Below are 21,060 nucleotides of genomic sequence, written 5' to 3' on the forward strand. Positions count from 1 at the left end.
GCCTGAGTGGACGATGCGAGGTGCGAAAGTGTGTGCGGAATGCGCGATTGTTTCGAGTTGATTTTCCAGTCGCGCTTCTTTCATTTCCTGATTTTTATCCTTTCATTACCCTGGGCGGTTTATGGCGATTGAAATGCGCCGGTCAATTGATTCGGCCATCGCGCAACGGCTTGCCCGCGACAACCCTACCCGGGGATAAACCTACAAGGAGCAGGAGATGAGACAGATGAAACGACGCGTGTTGTCCGTGCTGTTCGCCGTGCAAGCGGCGGTGCTCGGCGCAGGCGTGGCGCACGCGGCCGGCGAGGTGGACGTGAACCAGCTGCGCGCGGCGGTGGCGGGCACGATGACGCGCGCGAGCGACGGCCTCGACCGATCGAGCCTGAATCAGGAACAGCAGGCGCAACTGGTGCAGTGGCTGGCCAAGTCGCCGGGGTTGATGTGGAATCCCGGCACGATCTGCCTGTACAACTGCCCGCCGCCTTACGGCAGCCTGTCGGCGGACCCGCAGCGCGTGACGGTGCCGGTGAACGGCACGGCCAGCACGACCATTCACTGGACCTGGAACGAGGATCGCGCCAAGCCGGTTGCCGAATACGCCTGCCTGTGGGTGACGACGCCCGGCGATCCGAATGCCTATGTGGTGGACTGCGAGCATCCGGGCAACCAGTACAAGGTCTATATCCCGTGGATCGCCGAGGGCTCCTACAACTTCTTCGTGGCGCTGCGCAAGCAATCGCCCGCGCCGATCGCGGGCATGCCCATGCTCGCGACGACCACGGTCACCGGCGCGCGCTGACGCGCATCGGCCGCGCAGGACGTCCGCACGACGGGCATCCCGCATGATGCAGGCGGGTGGCGTGGCCGCCCGCCGCCGTTCGCCCGGGCCGGCCCGACGGCCGCCCCGGGCTTTTCTCCGCGCCGCGCCCGGCGCACCTTTTCTTCGTCGCCGCGAACGCGCTCCCTGCGCGCCGATGTCGCGCGCCCGGCGCGCTCGCCCGCTTGACGTGCGTCAACGGCCGCCCGGCGCGGAGGTCGCACAGTGAATGGGTCGCGGGCCGGCTTGGCGGCGCGACGCAGAGATCCGCCGATTCGATCAAAGGGGAGAACCGATGATGACGGGGAACACGACACCGCTCGACGGCTGCCGGGACGGTTGGGAAGCGACGCTGCGCGCGCTGGCGTGCGCGCAGGACTGGCGGCGCGACTGGCATGCGCTGATCGGGCGCGGCATCGAGCGCGATCGCGATGCGCTGCGTCGCGTCGGCGATGCGCTCGGGTCGTCCGCCGACGCCCGCGACTTGACGGACGCCTGCCGGCTCGCCTGGCGCGATTATCTGCAGGTCAGCGCGGGCCTGTGGCAGGACGCGGGCGCCTTGAACCTGCGCGCGCAACAGGCGTCGGTCGCCGTGCTGCGCGACGGGCTGCATGCCTGGCAGGGCGATTGGACGAAACACTGGCAGCACACGTTCGACGCCCGGGACGCCTCGATGCCGTGGCGCGACTGGGCCGCCGCGTTCGGCGCACAGCCGGCGGGCGGCTTCGCCGATGCGCCTGCGCGGCCGAACGGCACTGCCGCGGACGCGCATTCAAACTAAGCGGAACGCCGCCCCGCGATCGCCCCGTCGATTCCGTCGATTCCGGCGCGGCATTCCCAGGGTTTCATTCGGAGAACGCAAGATGAAAGCACTCGTCTACCACGGCCCCGGTCGCAAGTCGCTCGACGAGCGGCCGAAGCCAACCCTGCTGGCCGCCACCGACGCGATCGTGCGCGTCACGCGCACGACCATCTGCGGCACGGACCTGCACATCCTGAAGGGCGACGTGCCGAGCTGCGAGCCCGGGCGCGTGCTCGGGCACGAGGGTGTCGGCGTGATCGAACAGGTGGGCGCGGCCGTCGAGTCGCTCGCGCCGGGCGATCACGTCCTGATCTCGTGCATCACCTCGTGCGGCCGCTGCGGCTATTGCCGGCGCGGCATGTACTCGCATTGCGAGACGGGCGGCTGGATCCTCGGCAACCGGATCGACGGCACGCAGGCGGAATACGTGCGCATTCCGCACGCGCAGGCGAGCCTGTACCGCATCCCGTCCGGGATGGACGAGGATGCGCTCGTGATGCTGTCCGACATCCTGCCGACCGGCTTCGAATGCGGCGTGCTCAACGGCAAGGTGCAGCCCGGCGATTCGGTCGCGATCGTCGGCGCGGGGCCGATCGGGCTGGCCGCGTTGCTGACGGCGCAGTTTTATTCGCCGGCGCGGATCGTGATGATCGATCCCGATGCGAATCGCCTCGAGATTGCGCGGCGCTTCGGCGCGACCGATTGCGTCGACGGCCGCGACGGCGATCCGGCGGGCGCGGTGCTGCGCCTGACCGAAGGCGTGGGCGTCGATTGCGCGATCGAGGCGGTCGGCATTCCGGCCACCTTCGAGCTGTGCACGTCGATCGTCGGGCCGGGCGGGATCGTCGCGAATGTCGGCGTGCACGGGACCAAGGCGGACCTGCATCTCGAGCAGCTCTGGGATCGCAACGTCTCGATCACGACGCGGCTCGTCGACACCATCAGCACGCCGATGCTGATGAAGACGGTGCGCGCGGGCCGGCTCGACCCGACGCAGTTGATCACCCACCGTTTCCGGCTCGACGAGATCGGGCGCGCGTACGAAACCTTCAGCCACGCGGCCGAGACGCACGCGCTCAAGGTGCTGATCGAGGCCGGTTGATGCACCGCCGAGGCATGCCGCCGCGCGCGCTTACCAGAAGCGGCCGGCGAGCAGGGCCGCGTCGATGCGGTCGAGCAGCGCGACGCTGATTTCGGCGACCGAGTCGACCAGGTGCGCGACGCCCGCATCGCGCATCAGCTGACGCTGGAATGCCGTCACGGGCGCGCCGATGAAGCCCGCGCCCAGCGTCCGGCAGGCTTCGCCGACCTTGGCGAGATCGTCGATGAACAGCACCTCGTCGAACGCCAGGCCGAAGCGGTCCCGCACGATCTCCTTCATGCCCGGGCGGATCAGGTCGATGTCGACGTACGGAATCTCGGCGTCGAGCAGCGCGCGAAACGGCCCGAGATACTGCGCGAACATCGCGTCTTCCGGGCGGCCGCCATAGGTGGTGATGCGCGCGCCCGTGCCGTGCAGCAGCGCGAGCGCCTCGCCCACGCCGGGATTGAGCGTGACCGGATCGTCGCGCGTGTAGGCGCGGTGTTCCGCGAGGAACGCGTCGATGGTCTCCTGCGCGGTCCACGGCAGCTTGCAGGCGAGCGACATGATGTGGCCGCCCGCGATATGCGGCGCGCCCAGCACGAGGCGTTCGAGTTCCGGCGTATGCACGCCGCCGTGGCGTTCGACGAAATGCTTGATGGTGACGCCGAACGTATCCTTCAGCAGGACGCCGTTCGTGTCGACCGCGATCAGCTTGATTTTACGGAAGCGATTCATGTCGGGTTCGTGGTCGGGGAGAGGAAGCGCGCGGCGTCAGACCTGGGCCGCGATCGTCGCGACGGCGTCGGGCAGCGCGGCGAACGTCGCGATCTCGGCGTCGGGTTCGACCGTGGCCGGGTCGATGTCGCTGTAGCCGTACGTCGCGTAGACGATCGGCAGGCGGGCGTTCCTGGCCGATTTCACGTCGACGCTCGAATCGCCGATGAAGATCGCGCCCTGGTCGGGCGTGCGGCCCGCGCGCGCGATCGTGCCGAGCACGTGCGCGGGGTCGGGCTTTTTCGCGCCGGGAAAGAAGTCGCCGCCGCAGACGGCCGAGAAGAGGCGCGCGATCCCGAGCCCTTCGAGGATCGTCGTCGCGGGGCCGGTGCCCTTGCTCGTGCAGACGGCCATCTCGTAGCCGTCCGCGCGCAGCGCGCCGAGCACGTCGGCGACGCCGTCGTACAGCGTGGCGTGGTCGAGCAGATGCGCTTCGTAGTGGGCGACGAAGCGTTTGAGCAGCGTCTGCCGTTCGTTGGCCGTGCAGGCCTGCAGGCGCTCGCCGAAGCCGCGTTCGAGCAGCGCCGGCGCGCCGCGCCCGATCAGGTTGCGCGCATCGTGCAGCGCGACGATCGGCAGATCGTGCTCGCGCAGCAGCGCATTGAGCGTACCCACCAGGTCCCGGGCGGTATCGACCAGGGTGCCATCCAGATCAAAGACGAGAAGGGGTTTCATGACGACCTTCGTGTGAGGTTGGGGAAAGAGGCGTGCGTGCGTTCAGGCGCATCGCGATGCTTCGTGCTCGCTTTCGAGCGCGATGGCGTCGAGGAACGACGTGAAGCCGTCCTCGTGTTCGAGCGCGTCCTCGATGCAGACGATCCCGTCCGGGCGCAGCAGCAGCGCGCGCGCGCGCGACAGGTGCAGCGCGTCGAGCGCGGGGCGGTTCGCTTCCGTGGGGTCGATCGCGACCGTGCGCACGAGGTCGCCGTCCGGCCAGCGCGCGGCGAACGCGGGCGGCGCGACGCCAGCCGTCAGCAGCACGAAATGCGCGCTGTCGATCAGGTCGTAGGTGCAGCACGGCGCGCCCGCGACGGTGAACGCCGCATACGGCACGAGCTTGCCGACCAGCTCGCCGCCGCCGGAGACGAACAGGCCGCTCGCATAGCGCTGGCCGAGCCCCGAGAAGTTGTAGGGGAAGCCGTGCGCGATGCGCGGCCGGTTGCGCATCGACGGCAGCCAGTCGCGCAGCGGGCCGTGTTCGTCCTTGTCGAGGCGCGTGATGAGGCGCGTGTTGATGTCGGTGCTCGCGATCAGCTGGCGCGTGATGCCGCGCCGCTCCTCGACGTACGAATCGAACACGCGCTCGCTGAAGCGCCCCTTGACGACGCCGGCGAGACGCCACGCGAGCGCGAAGGCGTCCTGGAAGCCGGTGTTCATGCCGAGGCCGCCGATCGAACTGAACAGGTGGCACGCGTCGCCGGCGAGGAACACGCGGCCGCGTCGATAGTGGCTCGCGAGCCGGTTGTAGTACTGGGTCCGCGATTCCCAGATCACGGCCTCGACGCGCACGCCGGGCGGGCCGTATTTGTCGACCAGCGCCTGGTAGGCGGCGGGCTTGTCGGCTGCGCGCTCGTCGACCGTTTCGTCGTCGCGCGTCTTGATGATGATCCGGTGGGTGCCGCTCGCCTGCGGGATGATGATCAGGAAGCTGCCTTCCTTCACGTAGTAGTGCACCACGCCGAGGTCGCCGTCCCAGGCGATCCTGCTGTCGAACATGATGAAGCCGACGCCGTGGTCGATGCCGTCGAAATCGAGGCCGAGCAGCGTCCGGACCGTGCTGCGGCCGCCGTCGCAGCCGACCAGGTAGCGGCAGGTCAGGCGCCGTTCGGGCGCGAGCGATACCGCCACGGTGTCTTCGTGCTCGGTGAAATCGAGCAGCTCGGTCGAGCGGAACAGGTCGCCGCCCAGCTCGACGCAGCACGCTTCGAGCAGCGCCTCGGTTTCCGGCTGAGACAGGCCGAGGATGTAGTCGTAGCGCGACGGCAGGCGGCGATAGTCGACGCGCATCAGGCGTCGCTCGTTCCAGTACAGCACCAGATCCCGGATCGGCTTGCCGGCGTCGAGAAAGCGCGGCGCGACGCCGAGCGCATGCAGGATCGCGAGGGAATAGGCGTTCATCGACGACGCTTTCGACTGCGTCGAGCGGGTCGCGCGTTTCTCGACGACCGCGACGCGCAGGCCGAGCCGCGTCAGATTGGCGGCGAGCAGCAGCCCGATCGGGCCGGCGCCCGCGACGATGACATCGTAGTGCGTCCGTGTATCCGTCATGGTGGCGTTCCGTTCGTCAACTGAACCGCCGCCGCGCCCGGGCGTCCCGCACCCGGGCGCGGCGGCGGGGGATCACAGCGCCTTGAGCGCCGAGAACTGCTCGGTCGCGAACACCGGATCGAACGCGACGATCTGGTTCTCGACGAGCTTCTCGGTGACGAACGAATCCTCGGCGATGATGGCCGCGAGCGCGGCCTTGTCGATGCTCCTGGCGAGGATCACGCCGCCCGCCTTGGTGTCCTTCGGGCCGGCGATGATGAAGGTGCCGTCGGCGACGTGCTTCGCGACCCAGTCCGCGTGCGACTTGCGGTGGGGATCCACCTTGGCCGGATCGACGATGTAGTTCGAGATGATCAGATACATGCTTGCTCCTGTCGGTAGGTTAAGGGTGCGCCGGGACGAACGGCGTTCGTCCGGCGCGTGTGCTGCAAATGGGTGTCGGGTGCGCGGGCCGCGGCGGCCGGCCCGGCGCGTGGATGCCGAAGAAGGTCTCCAGCAGGTGAGCGAGCGCGCGCCATTGCTCGATCGTGCTCGCGTGCCCGCCCGGCAGCGTGACGCGCTGCGCGGCGGGGATCTCGCCCGCGAGCGCGTCCGCTTCCGCGACGAGGAAGCGGCGATCGGCGGCCGAATCGACGATCAGCGTCGGCACGCGCAGCCCGCCGACCCACGCGCGCGAGTCGAACGCGAGCAGCGCATCGAGCTGCCGGCGCAGGCCCAGGACGTGGCCCGCCTCCATCGACCGCGCGCGCCGCTCGACGATCGCCGCCCCGGCCGCGCCGCGCAGCGGCCCGCTCGCGAGAAGATGCGCGGACAAGCGATGCTGAATGTCGGCCCAGTCCCGCGCATCGCACGGCGACCGCAGGCGCGCCTGGATCGCGGTGAGCGTGTCGCTGCGCATCGCGCGGAACGTGTTGCACAGCGCGAGCGCGCGCACGCGCCCGGGATGCCGATGCGCGAGCCATTGCGCGATCGCGCCGCCCATCGAATGCCCGGCCACGCAGAAGCGCTCGATCGACAGGCTGTCCATCAGGCGCAGCACGTCGTCCGCCATCGTCTCGATCGACAGCGGCGCGCCGTCGAAGCCGCTGCGCCCGAAGCCGCGGTTGTCCGCCGCCACGGTGCGCCATGCGGGCGACAGGCTCGCTTGCACAGCGCGCCAGATCCGATGGTCCGCCTGCAGGCCGGGCAGCATCACGACGGCTTCCGGGCCCGCGCCGTCGAGGCGGTGGAACAGCGTCGGGCCGTTCACGCCGGAACCTGTTCGGCGATGTCGCGGGTCGCATCGGCCGGCGCGACGTCGACCGGCGCGAAGCAGCGGGTGGCCGAGAGGTCGAGCCGCGCCGCCGCGATCGACAGGCCGATGCCGAAGCCGCACAGCAGCGATTGCTCGCGCGCCCGCTCCGGGAAGCCGAGCCCGGTCGAGAGCAGCAGCGGAATCGACGAGGGCCCCGTGTTGCCGACGTCGGCCAGGCCGATCGGCGTCTGTTCGGCCGTCAGCTTCAGGATCTTGCGCAGGTAGCGCAGCATGAACTGGTTGGCCTGGTGGAGCGCGACGAGGCCGAGCGCGGCGCGATCGAGGCGGCAGTGCGCGAGCAGCGCGTCGACGAGCGGCGGCACGCGCGACAGCGCGAAGTTCATCACCTCGTTGCCGTTCATGTGCAGATGGCCGACCCGCGCGGCCGCGTGCGCGCTGTTCGTGTAGTCGATCGGCGTCCTCAGGTGGCCGACGCCGCCGCCGTCGGTCCAGCACGCGAAGTCGATGCATCCGCCGCCGGGTTCGACGAGGGTGGCGCTCGCCGCGTCGCCGAACACCATCCGCACGTGGCGCTCGCCGGGCTTGAGCAGTTTGGTGGTCACGTCGCCCGTGCACAGCAGCACCGAGCGGCAGCCGGCGCGCACCAGCATCGCGGCCTGCAGCAGGCCGTATACGTAGCCGGAGCAGCCGTGGTCGATGTCGAACGCGAGGCAGCCCTGCGCGAGCCCGAGGCGCGCCTGCAGGCTGACCGCCGCGCCCGGCATGAAGTCGTCGGGCGTCTGCGTGACCACCACCACCGCGTCGATCGCCTCGGTCCGCACCCGCGCCTGCGCGAACAGGCGGCGGGCCGCGGCTTCGCACAGGTCGCCCGTCGAGAGCCCCTCCGCGACGCGCACCGCGCGGATGCCGGTGCTCTCGACGATGCGCCGCGTCTCCAGCTCGCCGTATTCGGCGGCGAGGCTGCTCATGTCGAGCGTGCGCGCGGGCAGCGCGGCGGCGACCGCCGACACGCGCACCTGATCGAGCGAGAGGATCATCGCGCGGCTTCCGCGCAGGCGGGCGCGAGCAGCGCGCGGATCTCGCCGACCGTCGCGAGCTTCTCCAGCCGGTCGACGTTCACCGAGGGCTGGCCGCCGCTGACGAGGTAGGCGATCAGCGCCACCATCGCCAGCGAATCCCAGTTGCCGAACTGATGCAGCGGCGCGTCGTCGGTCAATTCCCCGACCGGCACTTCGAGCAGGGTGGCAAGCTCCGCGCGGATCGTTTCCATGTCCATGATGTCAAGCCTCCTCGTTGGCGAACGAATCGCGGTCGACCGTCGTGCGCATCTTCTTGAAGCGCTCGCCGTGCAGCGGTTCGGTGGTGATGCGGATCTTGCGGGGAATGCGCGCGGCCGGCAGCCGGCCGCTGCAGAACGCGTACAGGCGCTGGCGGAATGCGTCGAGCGGCTCGGGCGCGGCGACGCGGAACGTCGCGGTCACGATGTGCCCGACGAGCGGATGCTCGCCGCGGCTCACCGTGACGTCGATCACGCCGTCGAGGTCCTTCAGCACGCGCTCGATCTCGGCGGGATAGACCTTCTCGCCGCCGACGTTGATCAGCTCGGACTGGCGGCCGATGATCCGGAACAGCTCGCCGTCGCGCACGACTGCATCGCCGGTCCTGAAGTAGCCGTCGTCCGTGAACGGGCTCGGCGCGTTCAGGTAACCGAGCATCGTGGTCGCGCTGCGCACTTCGAGCAGCCCGTCGACCACGCGCACATCGCATCCGGGGCCGCCGATGCGCACCCAGTTCGAGGTCGACGATGCGGAGCGGGTCGGCACGATGCCCGTCTCGGTCAGGCCGTAGGCCTGCGAGAAGCGCGTGCGCGGCAGCGCGGCGGACAGGCGCTCCAGCACGCGCTCGGTGATCGGCTCGGTGCCGTAGTTGACGACTTCCAGCGCGCTCAGGTCGTATCGGTCGAGCGCGCCGCTGAAGATCAGCAGGTTCAGGAAGGTCGGCGAGGTGGTCAGCGCCTGCACCCGGTGCGTCTCGATCGCCTGGGCGACGATTTCCGGCCGCCGCGACGCGGGCACGACCAGCATGCCCTGGTTGAACAGCACGTAGAGCAGCGTGTTGAGGCCGCCGACATGATCGAACAGCAGGAACGAGATCGAACGCAGGCAGCGCTTCTGACCGACATGCCGGTCGAGGAACGGCAGCGCGCGATGGACGCTCGCCTTCGGCCGTCCGGTCGAACCCGACGAGAAGATCACGAAGCCCGGCTCGCGCGCCTCGTTCAGGCCGGCGAGCAGCGGGTGCGATACCGTCGCGCCGGTCGCCGCGAGCCGGACGTCGCCGTCCGCGCCGCTGCGGATCACCCAGCCGGCCTCGGCGATCGCGATCAGCTCGCGTTCCTGCGGCGCCTGCCGGTCGGTCAGCAGCGCCACCACGTTGCCGAGCCGCCACAGCGCGATCAGGCACGCGATCGAGCGCAGCGAATAGTCGGCCACGAGCGCGACCACGCCCGCGACGCAGCCCGTGTCGCGCAGCCTGCGCTCTTCGTCCGCGATCGCCGCGCGCAGCGCGCCGTAGCGCAGCGCGTCGTCGCCGACGACGAGCGCCGTCGCATCGCCGGCGGCCGCAAAGCGCGCGTCGAGCGTGTCGAGCGCGTTCATACGCCACCCAGGTAGAGGTTCTGTCCCGTCACGAAGTCGCTCGCCGGACGCAGGAAGAAGTCGATCGCATTGGACACGTCGGCGAAGGTGCCGAAGCGCGGGATCGCCTGACGCGCGAGCAGGCGGTCCATCTTGTCCTTCGGCACCGAGCGGATCAGGTCGGTCTCGATCGGCGTCGGGCCGACCGCGTTGACCGTGATGCCGAGCGGCGCCAGCTCCCGCGAGATCACCTCGGTCAGCGAGCCGATCGCCGCCTTCGACGCCGCGTAGATCGCCTCGCCTTCGAGCTTGAGCGGCGTCGCGACGGTCGTGAAGTTGACGATGCGCCCCTTGCGGCGCTTCGCCATCAGCTTCGACGCCTCGCGGCAGAACAGGAAAGTGCCGGTGACGTTGGTGTTGAGGATCCGGTTGACGGTCGCGAGCGGCGTCAGCATCACGTGATTCATGCTTGCGATGCCGGCGTTGTTGATCAGGTTGTCGAGCCGGCCGTGCTTGTCGCGGATGAAGCTCATGATGCGGCGCACCGCCGATTCGTCGGCCACGTCGGCGCACAGATGGTCGTAGCCGGACAGCGTCCAGTCGGCGTCCTCGCGGCTGCAGCCGACGACTTCGTGGCCGAGGGATACGTAGTACTCGGCCAGATACTTGCCGATACCCTTGCGGGTGCCGGTGATGAGCGTGATCGGCGCGTCAGACACGGGCAGCCTCCGGTAGCAGCGATTCGATGAATTCGGCGAGCGCGCCGATGGTGGCGAACGGGCTGCGGTGCGCCGACATGGCCTTTTCGCTGACGAGCGTGATGCCGGCGCCCAGTTCGCCCTCGACCATTTCCTCGATCTGGACGATCAGCGCGACGAGCCCCAGTGAATCGAACGGCGCGCCTTCGCCGAAGATCGGCGTGGCGTCGCCCCGCGAGCGGTCGACCGGTGCGGGCAGCAGGGCTTCCTGCGCGTCGATCGCGCGATTGATGATGTCCCGAATGATTTCCGTCATGACGTGTTCCCTCGAAATACTTCAAGTGATCGTGCGTTTATCAATCTGCTATGTATGACTAAATAAAACCCATGCCTGGCGCGGTCGTCGCGGCGCGCCGCCCGTCAAAACATCGGCGCGCCCTCGCTGGCGACGAAGCCGCGCTTGACGACCCGCCCGATGTCGATGACCTTGTCCGGCGTCGAATTCACGAAGCGCCACAGGGTCCGGCCGTCGTCGAGATCGCGGTCGAAGGCGACCTCCTGCTCGAACGCGACGCCTTCCGGGTCCGACACGACGAGCGCATGCACGCGTCCGCGTTCGAGATCCAGCGCTCGCGTCACGCAGCCGGCCTTCGATACACCGAGCAGCTGCGCGTCGCGGCGCACGCCGTCGGTGTCGACCCGGCACTGCACGCGCGCCGCGTCGATCGGCGCATACCAGTCGTCGGAAACCAGGAAGATGTCGCGGATCCGCTCGAAGCCTGCCATGTCGATCACGGTCGCTTTCGTGTCGATCACCGCGATCAGGTTCCGGCGCTGGTAGAACGACACGCGATAGTCGATTTTGCGCGGCCGCGCGACGGGGCCGGGCGCGAGGTCGTCGACCACCAGCTCGATCGGATACATCAGCTCCGCATACGCGTGGAAGGTGGAGTTCAGCGCGTTGAGGCTGACGGTCACCCGGCCGCGCTGGTGCGCCGTGTGCTTGTACAGATGGCAGTACACCGCCTGGCGCTGGGCCTCGATCAGCATCACGCCCGGCACGTGCTCGTGCTCCTTGCGGTAGAAGTAGTAGTGATCCGCATGGTTGATCATCTCGTAGGCGCTGGACCAGCGCAGCGCGTCGCCGCCGGCCGCGGCGAGCCGCGCCGCCGCGTCGTCGAGCGGCGCGCCCGCGAGGCGCGCGTCGAGCACCTGGTAGGGCACGCCGCGCAGCGCATGCCAGCGCGGATCGGCCGGCACGCGGCTCGACAGCGCGGCGTCGTCCCCGCGGAACTGGCCGTGCGCGTCGAGCGGCACGTCGAGACGGGCGCGCCGCCCGTCGCAGGGCCGGTACAGGTCGGCCAGCGCGCCCGCGTCCGGGTGGGCGGCGATCCGGGCCGCTGCCGTTTCGTCCAGATAGAGGGGCGGCGCCGGCCGATAGCGGTGAATCAGGACGTCGTCGGCCGACCCCTTGTGCAGCAGTTGCGGCGGGATTTCATGCAGCATCATGATTCCGGTCCACCCGTTTCGATGAAGTTGAGGAAATTCGCGCGCGTCGCGAAGCCAGCGTTCATTCAGCGACGGACATGCCGAGCGCCGGCTCGGCGCTGTCTTCGTCGTGTTCCAGGTTGATGCGCCAGAGCAGCGCGAACACCAGCAGCGTCGCGGCGCTGGTCAGCGCGATCAGCACGATCAACAGACGGTGGAACGCGCCGTCGTAGGCGGCCAGCAGCTGGGCGTGGCTCAGCGACGGCACGAGGCTTTGCGCCTTCGGCAGCGCGCCGGCGGACAGCTGCGCGGACGCCACCGCGACCGCCGCCGGGTCCAGGCCCGGCGTCGCGCTCATGTGCTGCGCGATGAAGAACGCGAGCAGCGAGCCGACGATCGCGATGGCCGTCGTGTCGAACGACACGCGCAGCGCGCCGAAGATGCCGATCGCCATGCCGGCCTTTTCCTTCGGCACGACCGAGACCGCGAGGTTGTCCATCAGCCCCCACGGGATCGCGACGCCGAAGCCGATCACGGCGAGATTGATGCGCATCGCGAGGCCGTGGTCGCCGACCGGCACGCGCATCAGGAAGAACATGCCGACCACCGAGATCAGCATGCCGAAGCCGGCGAGCACGCCGATCGGCACGAAGCGGGTCAGGCTGGCCGCGACGAACGGGATGAACAGCAGCGAACCCGAGAAGTAGATCATCAGCAGGCCGGAGTCGAGCGCCGTGAGCTTCTCGATGCCGATGAAGCGCAGCGGCAGCACCACGAGCAGGACCGCGTAGCAGTAGGCGGCGGCGAGCGGCAGCAGCTGCACGCCGACGAACTGCGGATAGGCGAACAGCGACAGGTCCAGCATCGGATTGGCGACGCTGCGCTCGATCATGACGAACACGACGAGCGAGAGCGCCGAGGCGGCGAACAGGCCGAGGATCAGCGGGCTGGTCCAGCCGCTCGTCGGCGCCTGGATCACCGCGTAGGTGAAGCAGGTCAGCATCAGCGTGAAGACCGCGGCGCCCCACCAGTCGAGGCCGCGCGCGTTCGGATCCTTGCTGTCGGTCATCGCGGTCACGCACAGCAGGAGGGCGACCAGGCTGATCGTCGTGCTGCCGAAGAACACCGCGCGCCAGCCGAAGCCGGTGATCAGGATGCCGGCGATCGTCGGCCCGAACGCGAGGCCCGCGCCGAAGGTGATGCCGATCGCGCTGAAGATCTTGGCGCGCGTATGCCCCTCGAATTCCTGCGCGAGGATCGAGATGCCGCCCGAATACGCGCAGGCGGCGGCGAGCCCCTGCGGCACGCGCAGCAGGTCGAGCACGAACACGCTCGGCGCGAACGGCATCAGGAACGACATCACGGTCGAGATCACCATGCCGATCGCGAAGATCTTCTTGCGGCCAAACTGGTCGGCCATCGCGCCCGCGACCATCAGCGTGCTGCCGCAGGCCAGGAAGAACGCATTGGTGATCCACGACAGCGCCACCGCGCCGCCCGCGAGATCGTGGGCGATATAGGGCTGCGCGGTCGGTCCCGCGGTGAAGTTCAGCGGCACGCTGAAGCACGCGAGAATCACGGCGATCAGAACCAGACCCTGCCTCGACGAGGCGGTCGCTGTTTGAACGTTCGAATTCATGAATGACTCGTGTATGGCGAACGGTTGGGGGAAACGGCGGGCGGCGGGGGCCGCCTCGCGCTTGCGTGGAACGGCAGGCCTTATCCGCAGGGAACGGGCGCGGCGCTCGACCCGGAGCGGGCGCGGTCGACGAGAGACTCAACTCGATGCACTTGCTTCTCCCAGTGGACTCGGGATGGAGAATGTCGGCCGCCCGGATTGGCGCGTGACCGGTCCGGCGGGCTTAATGCCGCTTAATGTGAAATCTCAGAATAAACAAAACGCGGGCAAAGTGTTTTTAAGACTTGTTGTCGACCGCGAAATAATGCTATCGGCAATGCCGCTTCCGAAAAAGCGAAAAATACGCTAATGTGGTGGTGCCTTGAATTCGCCAGGTTCCCGACATATCTATTCCGTCGGCCTTACAAAAGATTAAAAGAAGCTGACGCGAAGCGAGGCTCCGAGGCGGTGCGTTCGAGGCGCTATATCAAGGCTGGAATGCACCATTGTCGATAAATTACAATTCCTTTCCAACGGTGCGATTGGAAGGGCGGTGATTTGTCATCGATTTTCAATTGGGTCGCGCATTCGACGCTTGATGGTTTTGAATGCGCCAATCGGCCATGAGACTCCCTTCCCTACGGAATCTGCAGGTATTCGAAGCCGCCGCGCGGCATCAGAGTTTTCGCGAAGCGGCCAATTCGCTGTTTCTCACGCATGGCGCGGTCGGACGGCAGGTCAAGGCGCTCGAGGCGGAGCTGGGCGTCGAGCTGTTCGCGCGGGTCGGGCGGCGCGTGGTGCTGACGCCGCACGGCCATCGCTTGCAGCTTGCGATGTCGAGCGCGTTGAAGCTGATCACCGATACGTCGAACGAGCTGCGCCGGGAGGCGAAGCAATCGGCCAGCCGCCTGCCGGTGACGGTCGTGCCGTCGTTCGCGACGCGCTGGCTCGCGGAGCGTCTGCCGGATTTCCATGAGCAGCATCCGGAAATCACGGTGGAGCTGATCCCGACGATCGTCCCGCTCGATCTGTCCGCCAAGCAGATTCCGCTCGGCATCCGCATGGGCTACGGCAACTGGGACGGCCTGGAGGCCGAGCGGCTCGCGATCGAATACCTGTTCCCGGTCGTCGCGGCGAGCGGCGTGGAGGGCTTCGAGAACCTGCCCGAGTCCGCGCAGGACATGCTGCGCTATCCGCTGCTGAATCCCTACGACGAGTGGGAGCGCTGGTTCAAGCGCTGCGGCGTGATCGCGCCGCCGATGGCGGGCGGCATGACCTACGAGGACTCGTCGCTGCTGTTGCGCGCGGTCGAGGAGCGCAAGGGGATCGCGCTGGGGCGCAAATGGCTCGTCGCCGGCGCGCGCCGCGACGGCCGCCTGATCCGCTTGCCGGGCCCGACGATCCGCGCCAATCGCGACTACTACCTCGTCTATCCGAAGGGCGCGCCGTTGCCGGCCGCGGCGCGGGTGTTCGTGGCCTGGCTCCAGCAGGAGATCGCGCGCTGTCTCGCGAACGAAGGCGAGGGGTGAAGGCGCACTGTCGGGAAACCGAGGCGGGGTCGCCCGGCGGACGGCTCCCGGGGCTGTAAGGTTATTCGTGAAAGCAGCACGTAATGCTTACTGTGAGGGTGCGTTGAAGGCCGCCTATCGGGGAGCGTGATTGCACGACCCCGGGGCATGCCGAATTAAATGGATTTAATGAATAAACGATCGCGCGGTATATTTCGCTGAATGATCGCGTAAAAAGTGCGCCTTTTGATTTTCACGGCGCAATTTTTTCCTGAGATGAAAAGATGTGTGGTGAAGCACTTTTTTGCGGGAAATGAGAGAAGCGACGATGCGCGGCATCTTCCGGCGCAGGGTCTCGCGGATTCACGAACGGCGCGCGTCAAAGGCGCGGGACGGGATGGCTCGCGCGGTCGGGAGGAAGGGGACGGGATGTGCGCCGAGGCGCTTGGGCGGGACGCGGCGCGCGCGGCGCCCGGGCCGCCGCGCGCGCCTTGGGGCGTAGCCGTTACAGCAGTTCGACCGCGAGCGCCGTCGCTTCGCCGCCGCCGATGCACAGGCTCGCGATGCCGCGCTTCGCGTGATGGGCGCGCAGCACGCCGAGCAGCGTGACCACGATCCGCGCGCCCGACGCGCCGATCGGATGCCCGATCGCGCAGGCGCCGCCGTGCGCGTTCATGCGCTCGCGCGCGATGCCGAATTCGCGCATCACCGCCATCGGCACGACGGCGAACGCCTCGTTCACTTCGTAGTAGAGATCGTCGCCCGGCTGCCAGCCGGTGCGCGCGAACAGCTTCTTGAGCGCGCCGATCGGCGCGGTGGTGAACCACTCGGGGTCCTGCGCGTGCACGCTGTGCGCGTGGATCCGCGCGATCGGCTGCTTGCCGAGCCGCTTCGCGACCGATTCGCGGGTGAGCACGAGCGCGGCGGCGCCGTCCGACAGCGGGCTCGAACTCGCCGGCGTGATCGTGCCGGTCGGGCTGAACGAGGGCTTGAGCTTCGGAATCTTCGCGGCGTCGACGGTTTGCGGCTGCTCGTCGGCCTCGATCGATTGGGTGCCTTGCTTGGTGGCGATCTCGACCGGGGCGATTTCCCAGTCGAAGCGGCCTTCCTGTTGCGCGCGCTGCGCGCGTTGCAGCGATTCGGTCGCATAGGCGTCCTGCGCCGCGCGCGTGAAATCGTAGTGCGCCGCGCACTGCTCGCCGAATTCGCCCATCGCGCGGCCGCGCTCGTAGGCGTCTTCGAGGCCGTCGAGCGCGACGTGGTCATAGAACATCGCATGGCCCGCGCGATAGCCGGTGCGCGCCTTCAGCGCCAGATACGGCGCATTGGTCATGCTTTCCATGCCGCCCGCGACGGCCACGTCCAGGCTGCCGTTCGACAGCGCGTCGAACGCGTAGCGGATCGACTGCATCCCGGAACCGCACACCTTGTTGACCGTCACGGCCGCCACCGAGCGGGGCAGGCCGGCGCCGAGCGCCGCCTGGCGCGCGGGCGCCTGACCGAGGCCCGCGGACAGCACGCAGCCGATGTAGGCTTCCTCCACGCTGGCCGGATCGATCGCGGCCCGCTCGATGGCGGCGCGGATCGCCGTCGAACCCAGTTCGGGCGCGCTCTTCGGGGACAGGTTGCCGAGATAGCGTCCAACCGGCGTACGCGCCGCGGACAGAATCACGATCGGATCGGTAGACATGGCAGGCTCCAGGATGATTGAGGAAAACAGTGCATCGAATTGAATGCATATACATATATGTGCCGCGTGGACATCATACAATGCGGCGCGAAACGGGATGGGATCGGCGAGACTTCCGCTGACCGGCGTCATGAAGCGACGCCGCGCGGCTCAGTCGGCGAGCTTCTTCGAGGCGTTGACGCCGGCCGCGATCAGTTCCTTCGAGAGCGCGGGATCGTCCACCGCGCGTGACAGGATCAGCGCGCCGACGGCGAGCGCGACGGCCGCGAGCCCGGTTTCGCGGCGCTCGCGCGGCGCGCCGTCGTCGGGCGTCGCGCAGGCGACGAGCGATTCGAGCTGTTCGGTGAACACCTGGCGCACGGCGTCGCCGCTGCGGCTGATCTCGGCGCCGAGCGTGGCGGCGACGCAGCCGGAATCGGGATGGTCGCGATGCTGCTCGTTCAGGTAGGTCTGCATGAATGCGACCGGGCGCGGCCGGGCGGGCCGGTGGGTCATGCCTTCGCGCAGGCGGTTGGCCGTCTGCTCGAAGCCGACCGCGACCGCCGAGGCGACCAGCGCCTCCTTCGACGGGAAATGCGCGTAGAACCCGCCGTGCGTGAGCCCGGCGGTCTCCATCAGGCTCGCCACCCCGACCGCATCGATGCCTTCCTCGCGAAAGCGCGCCGAGGCGACGGCCTCGATGCGTTCGCGGGTTCTCGCCTTGTGTTCCGGGTCGTATCGCATGATGGCCTCTCGTCGGGGAAGGGGCGGGTGGGGAGCGTCAGGCGGCGAGCGCTTCCGTCAGCTCGAAGATGCGGTCGTCGAACGCCTGCATGTCGCGCTTGCCGTTGCGCCGCGCGACTTCCTTCTGGGCCGCCTCCCAGTCGGGCAGGCAGGCTTCGAGCAGCGTCTCGCCCTTGCGCGTGAGACACCAGAGCCGCATCCGCTTGTCCGCCTCGTCCGCTTGCGCGCGCACCAGCTTGCGCGTGCGCAGCGTGGCGAGCGTGCGGCTCAGCGTCGTCTGGTCGAGCAGCAGCAGCGAGGACAGCAGGCGCATCGGCATGGCCGCGGTGCCGCGCAGCGCCATCAGCAGCGTGAACTGCGTGATGCGGATGTCGTGCTTGGCCAGATGGGCATCATACAGCGCCGTGACGGCCCGCGCGGCTTGCCTCAGCGTGCCGCAATGGCACTGCAATCTCAGCGGGCCAGGGCTCATGACATGCTCCTTGTCGGAAATGAAGTTGCAAGACAGGTTGCCCGTCATTTTATGCCATCGCGCGCCATTGTTGCGCGGCGCGATTCGATGGGCCGTCGATTGTTTCAGTGCGCCGACGCGACGGCCGGCGTCGCGGCCGCGTCCGGCGCCTGCCAGCCGCCGCCGAGCGCGCGGAAGGTCGCGACCGCCGCGCGCGCGGCATCGGCATTCAGGCGCGCCTGCTCGCCGCGCGCCGACAGCCACTGCTGATCCTCGATCAGCACCTCGACGAGGCTCGCGTCGCCCTGCGCATAGGCGTCGCGCGCGGCGCGCTGGGCGACCGCCTCGGCGTCGACCTGATGGGCGACCTCGTCGCGCTCGGCGGCGATCTGCGCCCAGGTCGTCACCGCGTTCTCGACGTCCTCCGCCGCGCGCAGCACCGTCTGGCGGTATTGCGCGAGCGTTTCCGCGTAGCGGCCCTTGGCCTGGCCGACCTCCGCGTCGACGCGGCCGAAGTCGAACAGGCGCCAGCGCAGGCCCGCGAGCACGCCCGGCTGGAACGCGGCGGACTTGAACAGCGGGCCGTTCAGCGCCTCGAAGCCCAGGATCCCGGACAGCGACACCTGCGGATAGTATTCCGCGAGCGCCGCGCCGATGCCCGAATTGGCGGCCGCGAGCCGCCGCTCGGCGGCCACCACGTCGGGCCGCCGGCGCAGCAGCGCATCCGGGCGGATGTCGGCCGGCAGGCCCGGCACCGCATAGGCGGCCTCCGCATGGGCGGCCCCCGCATGGGCGGCCTCCGTCCCCGCGAGTTCGGCCGCGTAGGTGCCGGGCGCCGCGCCCATCAGGATGTCGAGCCGGTTCGACTGGCGCGCGCGCCCGGCTTGCAGGGGCGGCAGCTGCGCGCGGGTCTGCGCGAGCCGCGCGCGGGCTTCGGCGGTCTCGCGCTGGGTCGCGACGCCGTTCGCCACGCGGTCGCGCACGAGCGACACGAGGCGCGTATTCGCGTCGATCTGCGCGTTCACGATCGCGATGCGCGCCTGCAGGCCGCGCAGTTGGAAGTAGGCGTCGGCGGCGTCGGCCGCGACCGACACGCGCGAACCGGCATGCAGCGCCTCGGCCGCCTCGGCCTCGGCGCCCGCCGCCTGCGCGCGTCGCCGCAGGCCGCCCGCGAGATCGAGTTCCCAGCTGGCGCCGAGGCCGAGCTAGGTGAGGCTCTGACCGCGCTCGTAGCCAGGCAGCGCGGAGCCGATCCGGCCGAGCGGCGATTCGAGCGATTGCCGCTGGCGCGCCGCCTGGCCTTGCAGGTTGAATTCGGGCAGGTATTGCGCGCCCGCTTCCGACGCGGCCGCGCGCGCCTGCGCGACGCGCGCCTCGGCGGCGGCGAGGTCGAGGTTCTGGGACAGCGCGCGATCGATGATGCGGGTCAGCGCCGGATCGTTGAATGCGCGCCACCAGGTGTCGAGCGCGGCCGCCGGCGCGGCCGCGCCTTGCAGGGTGCGCAGCGTGTCCTGGCTTGCGTAGCTGGCCGGCAGCGGGCTCTGGACGCCCCGATAGTCGGGGCCGACCATGCAGCCGCCGAGCGCGGCCGCGAGCGCGCAGACGAACGGCAGGGCGGCGAGGCGGCGGGGGGAAGGGATCGTCGGCATGTCCGGATTCTTAGTGAGCATTGTTCGAGGCCCCGGTCGTGGGCGGCGGCGGCGGCACGACCTTGCGCATCAGCGGCACGATCAGCGTGGCGAACATGAAGCCGATCATGATCGTGGTCAGGGCGTCGCCGTAGGCCATCGTCTGCGCCTCGCGGAACGCGAGGTCGTGCAGCTGGCGCAGCGCGGCGGCCTGGCCGGCCTGCGGCGAGCCGAGCACGTCGCCGAGGTGCGAGCCGAGGCCGTTCAGCATCGATTGCATCGGCTGGTTCGCCGCCGTGAGGCGCGAGGCGATGTCGGAGAAGTGTTCGTTGGTGCGGTCGTTGAGAATCGCGCCGACCACCGCGATCCCGACCGCGCCGCCGAGGTTGCGCATCATGTTGAACAGGCCGCTCGCGTACTTGAGGCGATCGGGCGGCAGGCTGCCGAGCCCCAGCGTGACGGCGGGCGCGATCGCGAACACCTGCGGGAAGCCGCGGATCAGTTGCGGCCACAACAGCTGCGCGTCGCCCCAGTCGTGCGTGATGAAGCGGAAGTCCCACATCGACAGCCCGAACATCGCCATGCCGAACATCATCAGCCAGCGCAGGTCGGTCTTGCGCGCGAACAGCACGTAGACCGGCACGCCGACCAGCGCCGCGATGCCGGTGGGCACCATCGCGATGCCGGTCTGCCAGGCGTCGTAGCCGCGCACGTAGCCGAGGAACAGCGGCGTCAGGTAGATCGACGAGAACGCGCCGACGCCGGTCAGGAACGACAGCGTGCAGCCGATCGTGAAGTTGCGGTTGCGGAACGCGCGCAGGTCGACGATCGGATTGTCGATGCTCAGGCAGCGCGCGATGAAGATCGCGCCCGCGGACACCGAGATCACGACGCAGCGGCGGATCGTGTCGTCTTCGAGCCAGTTCCAGCGCGCGCCTTCCTCGAGCACGAACTCGAGCGTGCCGAGGAACACCGCCATCAGCGCGATGCCCGGATAGTCGGCGCCCTTGAGCAGGGAATGATCGGGATGGTCGATGTCGGCGCTCATCGATACGCCGAACGCGACCAGCAGGCCGGGCACCAGGTTCACGTAGAACAGCCAGCGCCAGTTCGCGGTATCGGTGATCCAGCCGCCCACGATCGGGCCGAGCGCGGGGGCGAGCGACGCGATGGTGCCGATCACGGCGGCGGCGATCACGCGGCGCTTGCCTTCGAAGTAGTGGAACGACGAGGTGAACACGGTCGGGATCATCGATGCGCCCAGCACGCCCTGGATCGCGCGGAACACGATCATGCTCTCGATGTTCCAGGCGAAGCCGCACAGCATGCTCGCGCCGGTGAAGCCGAGCGCGGACGCGGCGAACAGCTTGCGCGTCGAGAACACGCGGGTCAGCCAGCCGGACATCGGGATCACCGTGATCTCGGCGATCAGGTAGGCCGTTTGCACCCAGCCGATCTGATCCTGCGCGGCGTCGAGGCCGCCGCCGATTTCCTGCAGCGAGGAGGCGACGATCTGGATGTCGAGCAGCGCGATGAACATGCCGACGCACATCACGGCGAACGGCCAGGCGGCCGGCTGCGGCGGCGCCGTCTGCTCGGGCGGCGCGATGACGGCCTGCG

The 21,060-nt window shown here is 69.0% G+C and carries 21 protein-coding genes and 1 pseudogene; 4 read left to right on the forward strand and 18 right to left on the reverse strand.

The window, feature by feature from the left end; translation table 11 throughout:
- Nucleotides 1-226 precede the first annotated feature (226 nt).
- The 3 genes from Bsp3421_RS07255 to Bsp3421_RS07265 all read left to right on the forward strand — a co-directional run bounded on the left by Bsp3421_RS07255 (nt 227) and on the right by Bsp3421_RS07265 (nt 2,721).
- Nucleotides 227-799, forward strand: coding sequence for a hypothetical protein (locus Bsp3421_RS07255; protein WP_273997677.1), 573 nt, complete (start codon nt 227-229; stop codon nt 797-799).
- A 313-nt stretch (nt 800-1,112) separates the two neighbouring features.
- Nucleotides 1,113-1,598, forward strand: coding sequence for a hypothetical protein (locus Bsp3421_RS07260; RefSeq protein ID WP_273997678.1), 486 nt, complete (start codon nt 1,113-1,115; stop codon nt 1,596-1,598).
- Between the two features lie 82 nt (nt 1,599-1,680).
- Nucleotides 1,681-2,721, forward strand: coding sequence for a zinc-dependent alcohol dehydrogenase family protein (locus tag Bsp3421_RS07265; RefSeq protein WP_273997679.1), 1,041 nt, complete (start codon nt 1,681-1,683; stop codon nt 2,719-2,721).
- 30 nt (nt 2,722-2,751) lie between these two features.
- Here the strand turns inward: Bsp3421_RS07265 and Bsp3421_RS07270 are convergent, their stop codons facing one another.
- The 12 genes from Bsp3421_RS07270 to Bsp3421_RS07325 form a co-directional block, all read right to left on the reverse strand.
- Entirely contained in the window at nt 2,752-3,438 is a 687-nt protein-coding gene (locus Bsp3421_RS07270) for an HAD family hydrolase (protein WP_273997680.1), read from the reverse strand.
- A 36-nt stretch (nt 3,439-3,474) separates the two neighbouring features.
- On the reverse strand, nt 3,475-4,152 hold the full coding sequence (locus Bsp3421_RS07275) for an HAD hydrolase-like protein (protein WP_273997681.1): 678 nt from the start codon (nt 4,150-4,152) through the stop codon (nt 3,475-3,477).
- A gap of 42 nt (nt 4,153-4,194) precedes the next feature.
- Nucleotides 4,195-5,745, reverse strand: coding sequence for an FAD-dependent monooxygenase (locus Bsp3421_RS07280; protein WP_273997682.1), 1,551 nt, complete (start codon nt 5,743-5,745; stop codon nt 4,195-4,197).
- Between the two features lie 72 nt (nt 5,746-5,817).
- On the reverse strand, nt 5,818-6,108 hold the full coding sequence (locus tag Bsp3421_RS07285; protein WP_273997683.1) for a YciI family protein: 291 nt from the start codon (nt 6,106-6,108) through the stop codon (nt 5,818-5,820).
- A 19-nt stretch (nt 6,109-6,127) separates the two neighbouring features.
- A complete protein-coding gene (locus Bsp3421_RS07290; RefSeq protein ID WP_273997684.1) occupies nt 6,128-6,994 on the reverse strand; it encodes an alpha/beta fold hydrolase in 867 nt (288 codons plus the stop codon).
- Nucleotides 6,991-8,037, reverse strand: coding sequence for a 3-oxoacyl-ACP synthase III family protein (locus Bsp3421_RS07295; protein ID WP_273997685.1), 1,047 nt, complete (start codon nt 8,035-8,037; stop codon nt 6,991-6,993). The genes Bsp3421_RS07290 and Bsp3421_RS07295 overlap by 4 nt, the downstream gene beginning before the upstream one ends.
- On the reverse strand, nt 8,034-8,276 hold the full coding sequence (locus tag Bsp3421_RS07300) for an acyl carrier protein (RefSeq protein WP_273997686.1): 243 nt from the start codon (nt 8,274-8,276) through the stop codon (nt 8,034-8,036). Before Bsp3421_RS07300 ends, Bsp3421_RS07295 begins: the two co-directional genes overlap by 4 nt.
- A 4-nt stretch (nt 8,277-8,280) precedes the next feature.
- A complete protein-coding gene (locus tag Bsp3421_RS07305; protein ID WP_273997687.1) occupies nt 8,281-9,657 on the reverse strand; it encodes a class I adenylate-forming enzyme family protein in 1,377 nt (458 codons plus the stop codon).
- A complete protein-coding gene (locus Bsp3421_RS07310; protein ID WP_273997688.1) occupies nt 9,654-10,355 on the reverse strand; it encodes an SDR family NAD(P)-dependent oxidoreductase in 702 nt (233 codons plus the stop codon). The genes Bsp3421_RS07305 and Bsp3421_RS07310 overlap by 4 nt, the downstream gene beginning before the upstream one ends.
- Complete coding sequence (locus Bsp3421_RS07315; protein WP_273997689.1) at nt 10,348-10,650, reverse strand: hypothetical protein; 303 nt, start codon at nt 10,648-10,650, stop codon at nt 10,348-10,350. Before Bsp3421_RS07315 ends, Bsp3421_RS07310 begins: the two co-directional genes overlap by 8 nt.
- 104 nt (nt 10,651-10,754) lie before the next feature.
- Complete coding sequence (locus tag Bsp3421_RS07320; RefSeq protein WP_273997690.1) at nt 10,755-11,843, reverse strand: AfsA-related hotdog domain-containing protein; 1,089 nt, start codon at nt 11,841-11,843, stop codon at nt 10,755-10,757.
- Nucleotides 11,844-11,904: 61 nt separating this feature from the next.
- Nucleotides 11,905-13,461, reverse strand: a complete 1,557-nt coding sequence (locus tag Bsp3421_RS07325) for an MFS transporter (protein ID WP_273997691.1) — start codon at nt 13,459-13,461, stop codon at nt 11,905-11,907.
- A gap of 602 nt (nt 13,462-14,063) precedes the next feature.
- Between Bsp3421_RS07325 and Bsp3421_RS07330 the strand changes: the two genes are divergently transcribed.
- Nucleotides 14,064-14,969 carry a LysR substrate-binding domain-containing protein gene (locus Bsp3421_RS07330; RefSeq protein ID WP_273997692.1) on the forward strand — a complete coding sequence of 302 codons (906 nt, stop codon included), beginning with the start codon at nt 14,064-14,066 and terminating at the stop codon, nt 14,967-14,969.
- Between the two features lie 484 nt (nt 14,970-15,453).
- On the opposite strand, the gene Bsp3421_RS07335 is transcribed toward Bsp3421_RS07330, so the two are convergent.
- From Bsp3421_RS07335 to Bsp3421_RS07355, 6 genes and pseudogenes are all read right to left on the reverse strand, one after another.
- The gene (locus Bsp3421_RS07335) at nt 15,454-16,638 is read right to left on the reverse strand and encodes an acetyl-CoA C-acyltransferase (RefSeq protein WP_273997693.1); all 1,185 of its coding nucleotides are present in this window, start codon (nt 16,636-16,638) and stop codon (nt 15,454-15,456) included.
- Between the two features lie 150 nt (nt 16,639-16,788).
- A complete protein-coding gene (locus Bsp3421_RS07340) occupies nt 16,789-17,361 on the reverse strand; it encodes a TetR/AcrR family transcriptional regulator (protein WP_273997694.1) in 573 nt (190 codons plus the stop codon).
- Between the two features lie 37 nt (nt 17,362-17,398).
- Nucleotides 17,399-17,818 (reverse strand): MarR family winged helix-turn-helix transcriptional regulator, encoded by a 420-nt coding sequence (locus Bsp3421_RS07345; RefSeq protein ID WP_337995280.1) that lies wholly within the window; start codon nt 17,816-17,818, stop codon nt 17,399-17,401.
- Nucleotides 17,819-17,937: 119 nt separating this feature from the next.
- A complete protein-coding gene (locus tag Bsp3421_RS33955; protein WP_337995281.1) occupies nt 17,938-18,657 on the reverse strand; it encodes a TolC family protein in 720 nt (239 codons plus the stop codon).
- Between the two features lie 54 nt (nt 18,658-18,711).
- Nucleotides 18,712-19,482: pseudogene (locus Bsp3421_RS33960) on the reverse strand (TolC family protein); the annotation flags it as partial.
- A complete protein-coding gene (locus Bsp3421_RS07355; RefSeq protein ID WP_273998305.1) occupies nt 19,472-20,992 on the reverse strand; it encodes a DHA2 family efflux MFS transporter permease subunit in 1,521 nt (506 codons plus the stop codon). The gene Bsp3421_RS07355 and the pseudogene Bsp3421_RS33960, both read right to left, overlap by 11 nt.
- Between the last annotated feature and the right edge of the window lie 68 nt (nt 20,993-21,060).

This window comes from Burkholderia sp. FERM BP-3421 (assembly GCF_028657905.1).
Lineage (GTDB): Bacteria > Pseudomonadota > Gammaproteobacteria > Burkholderiales > Burkholderiaceae > Burkholderia.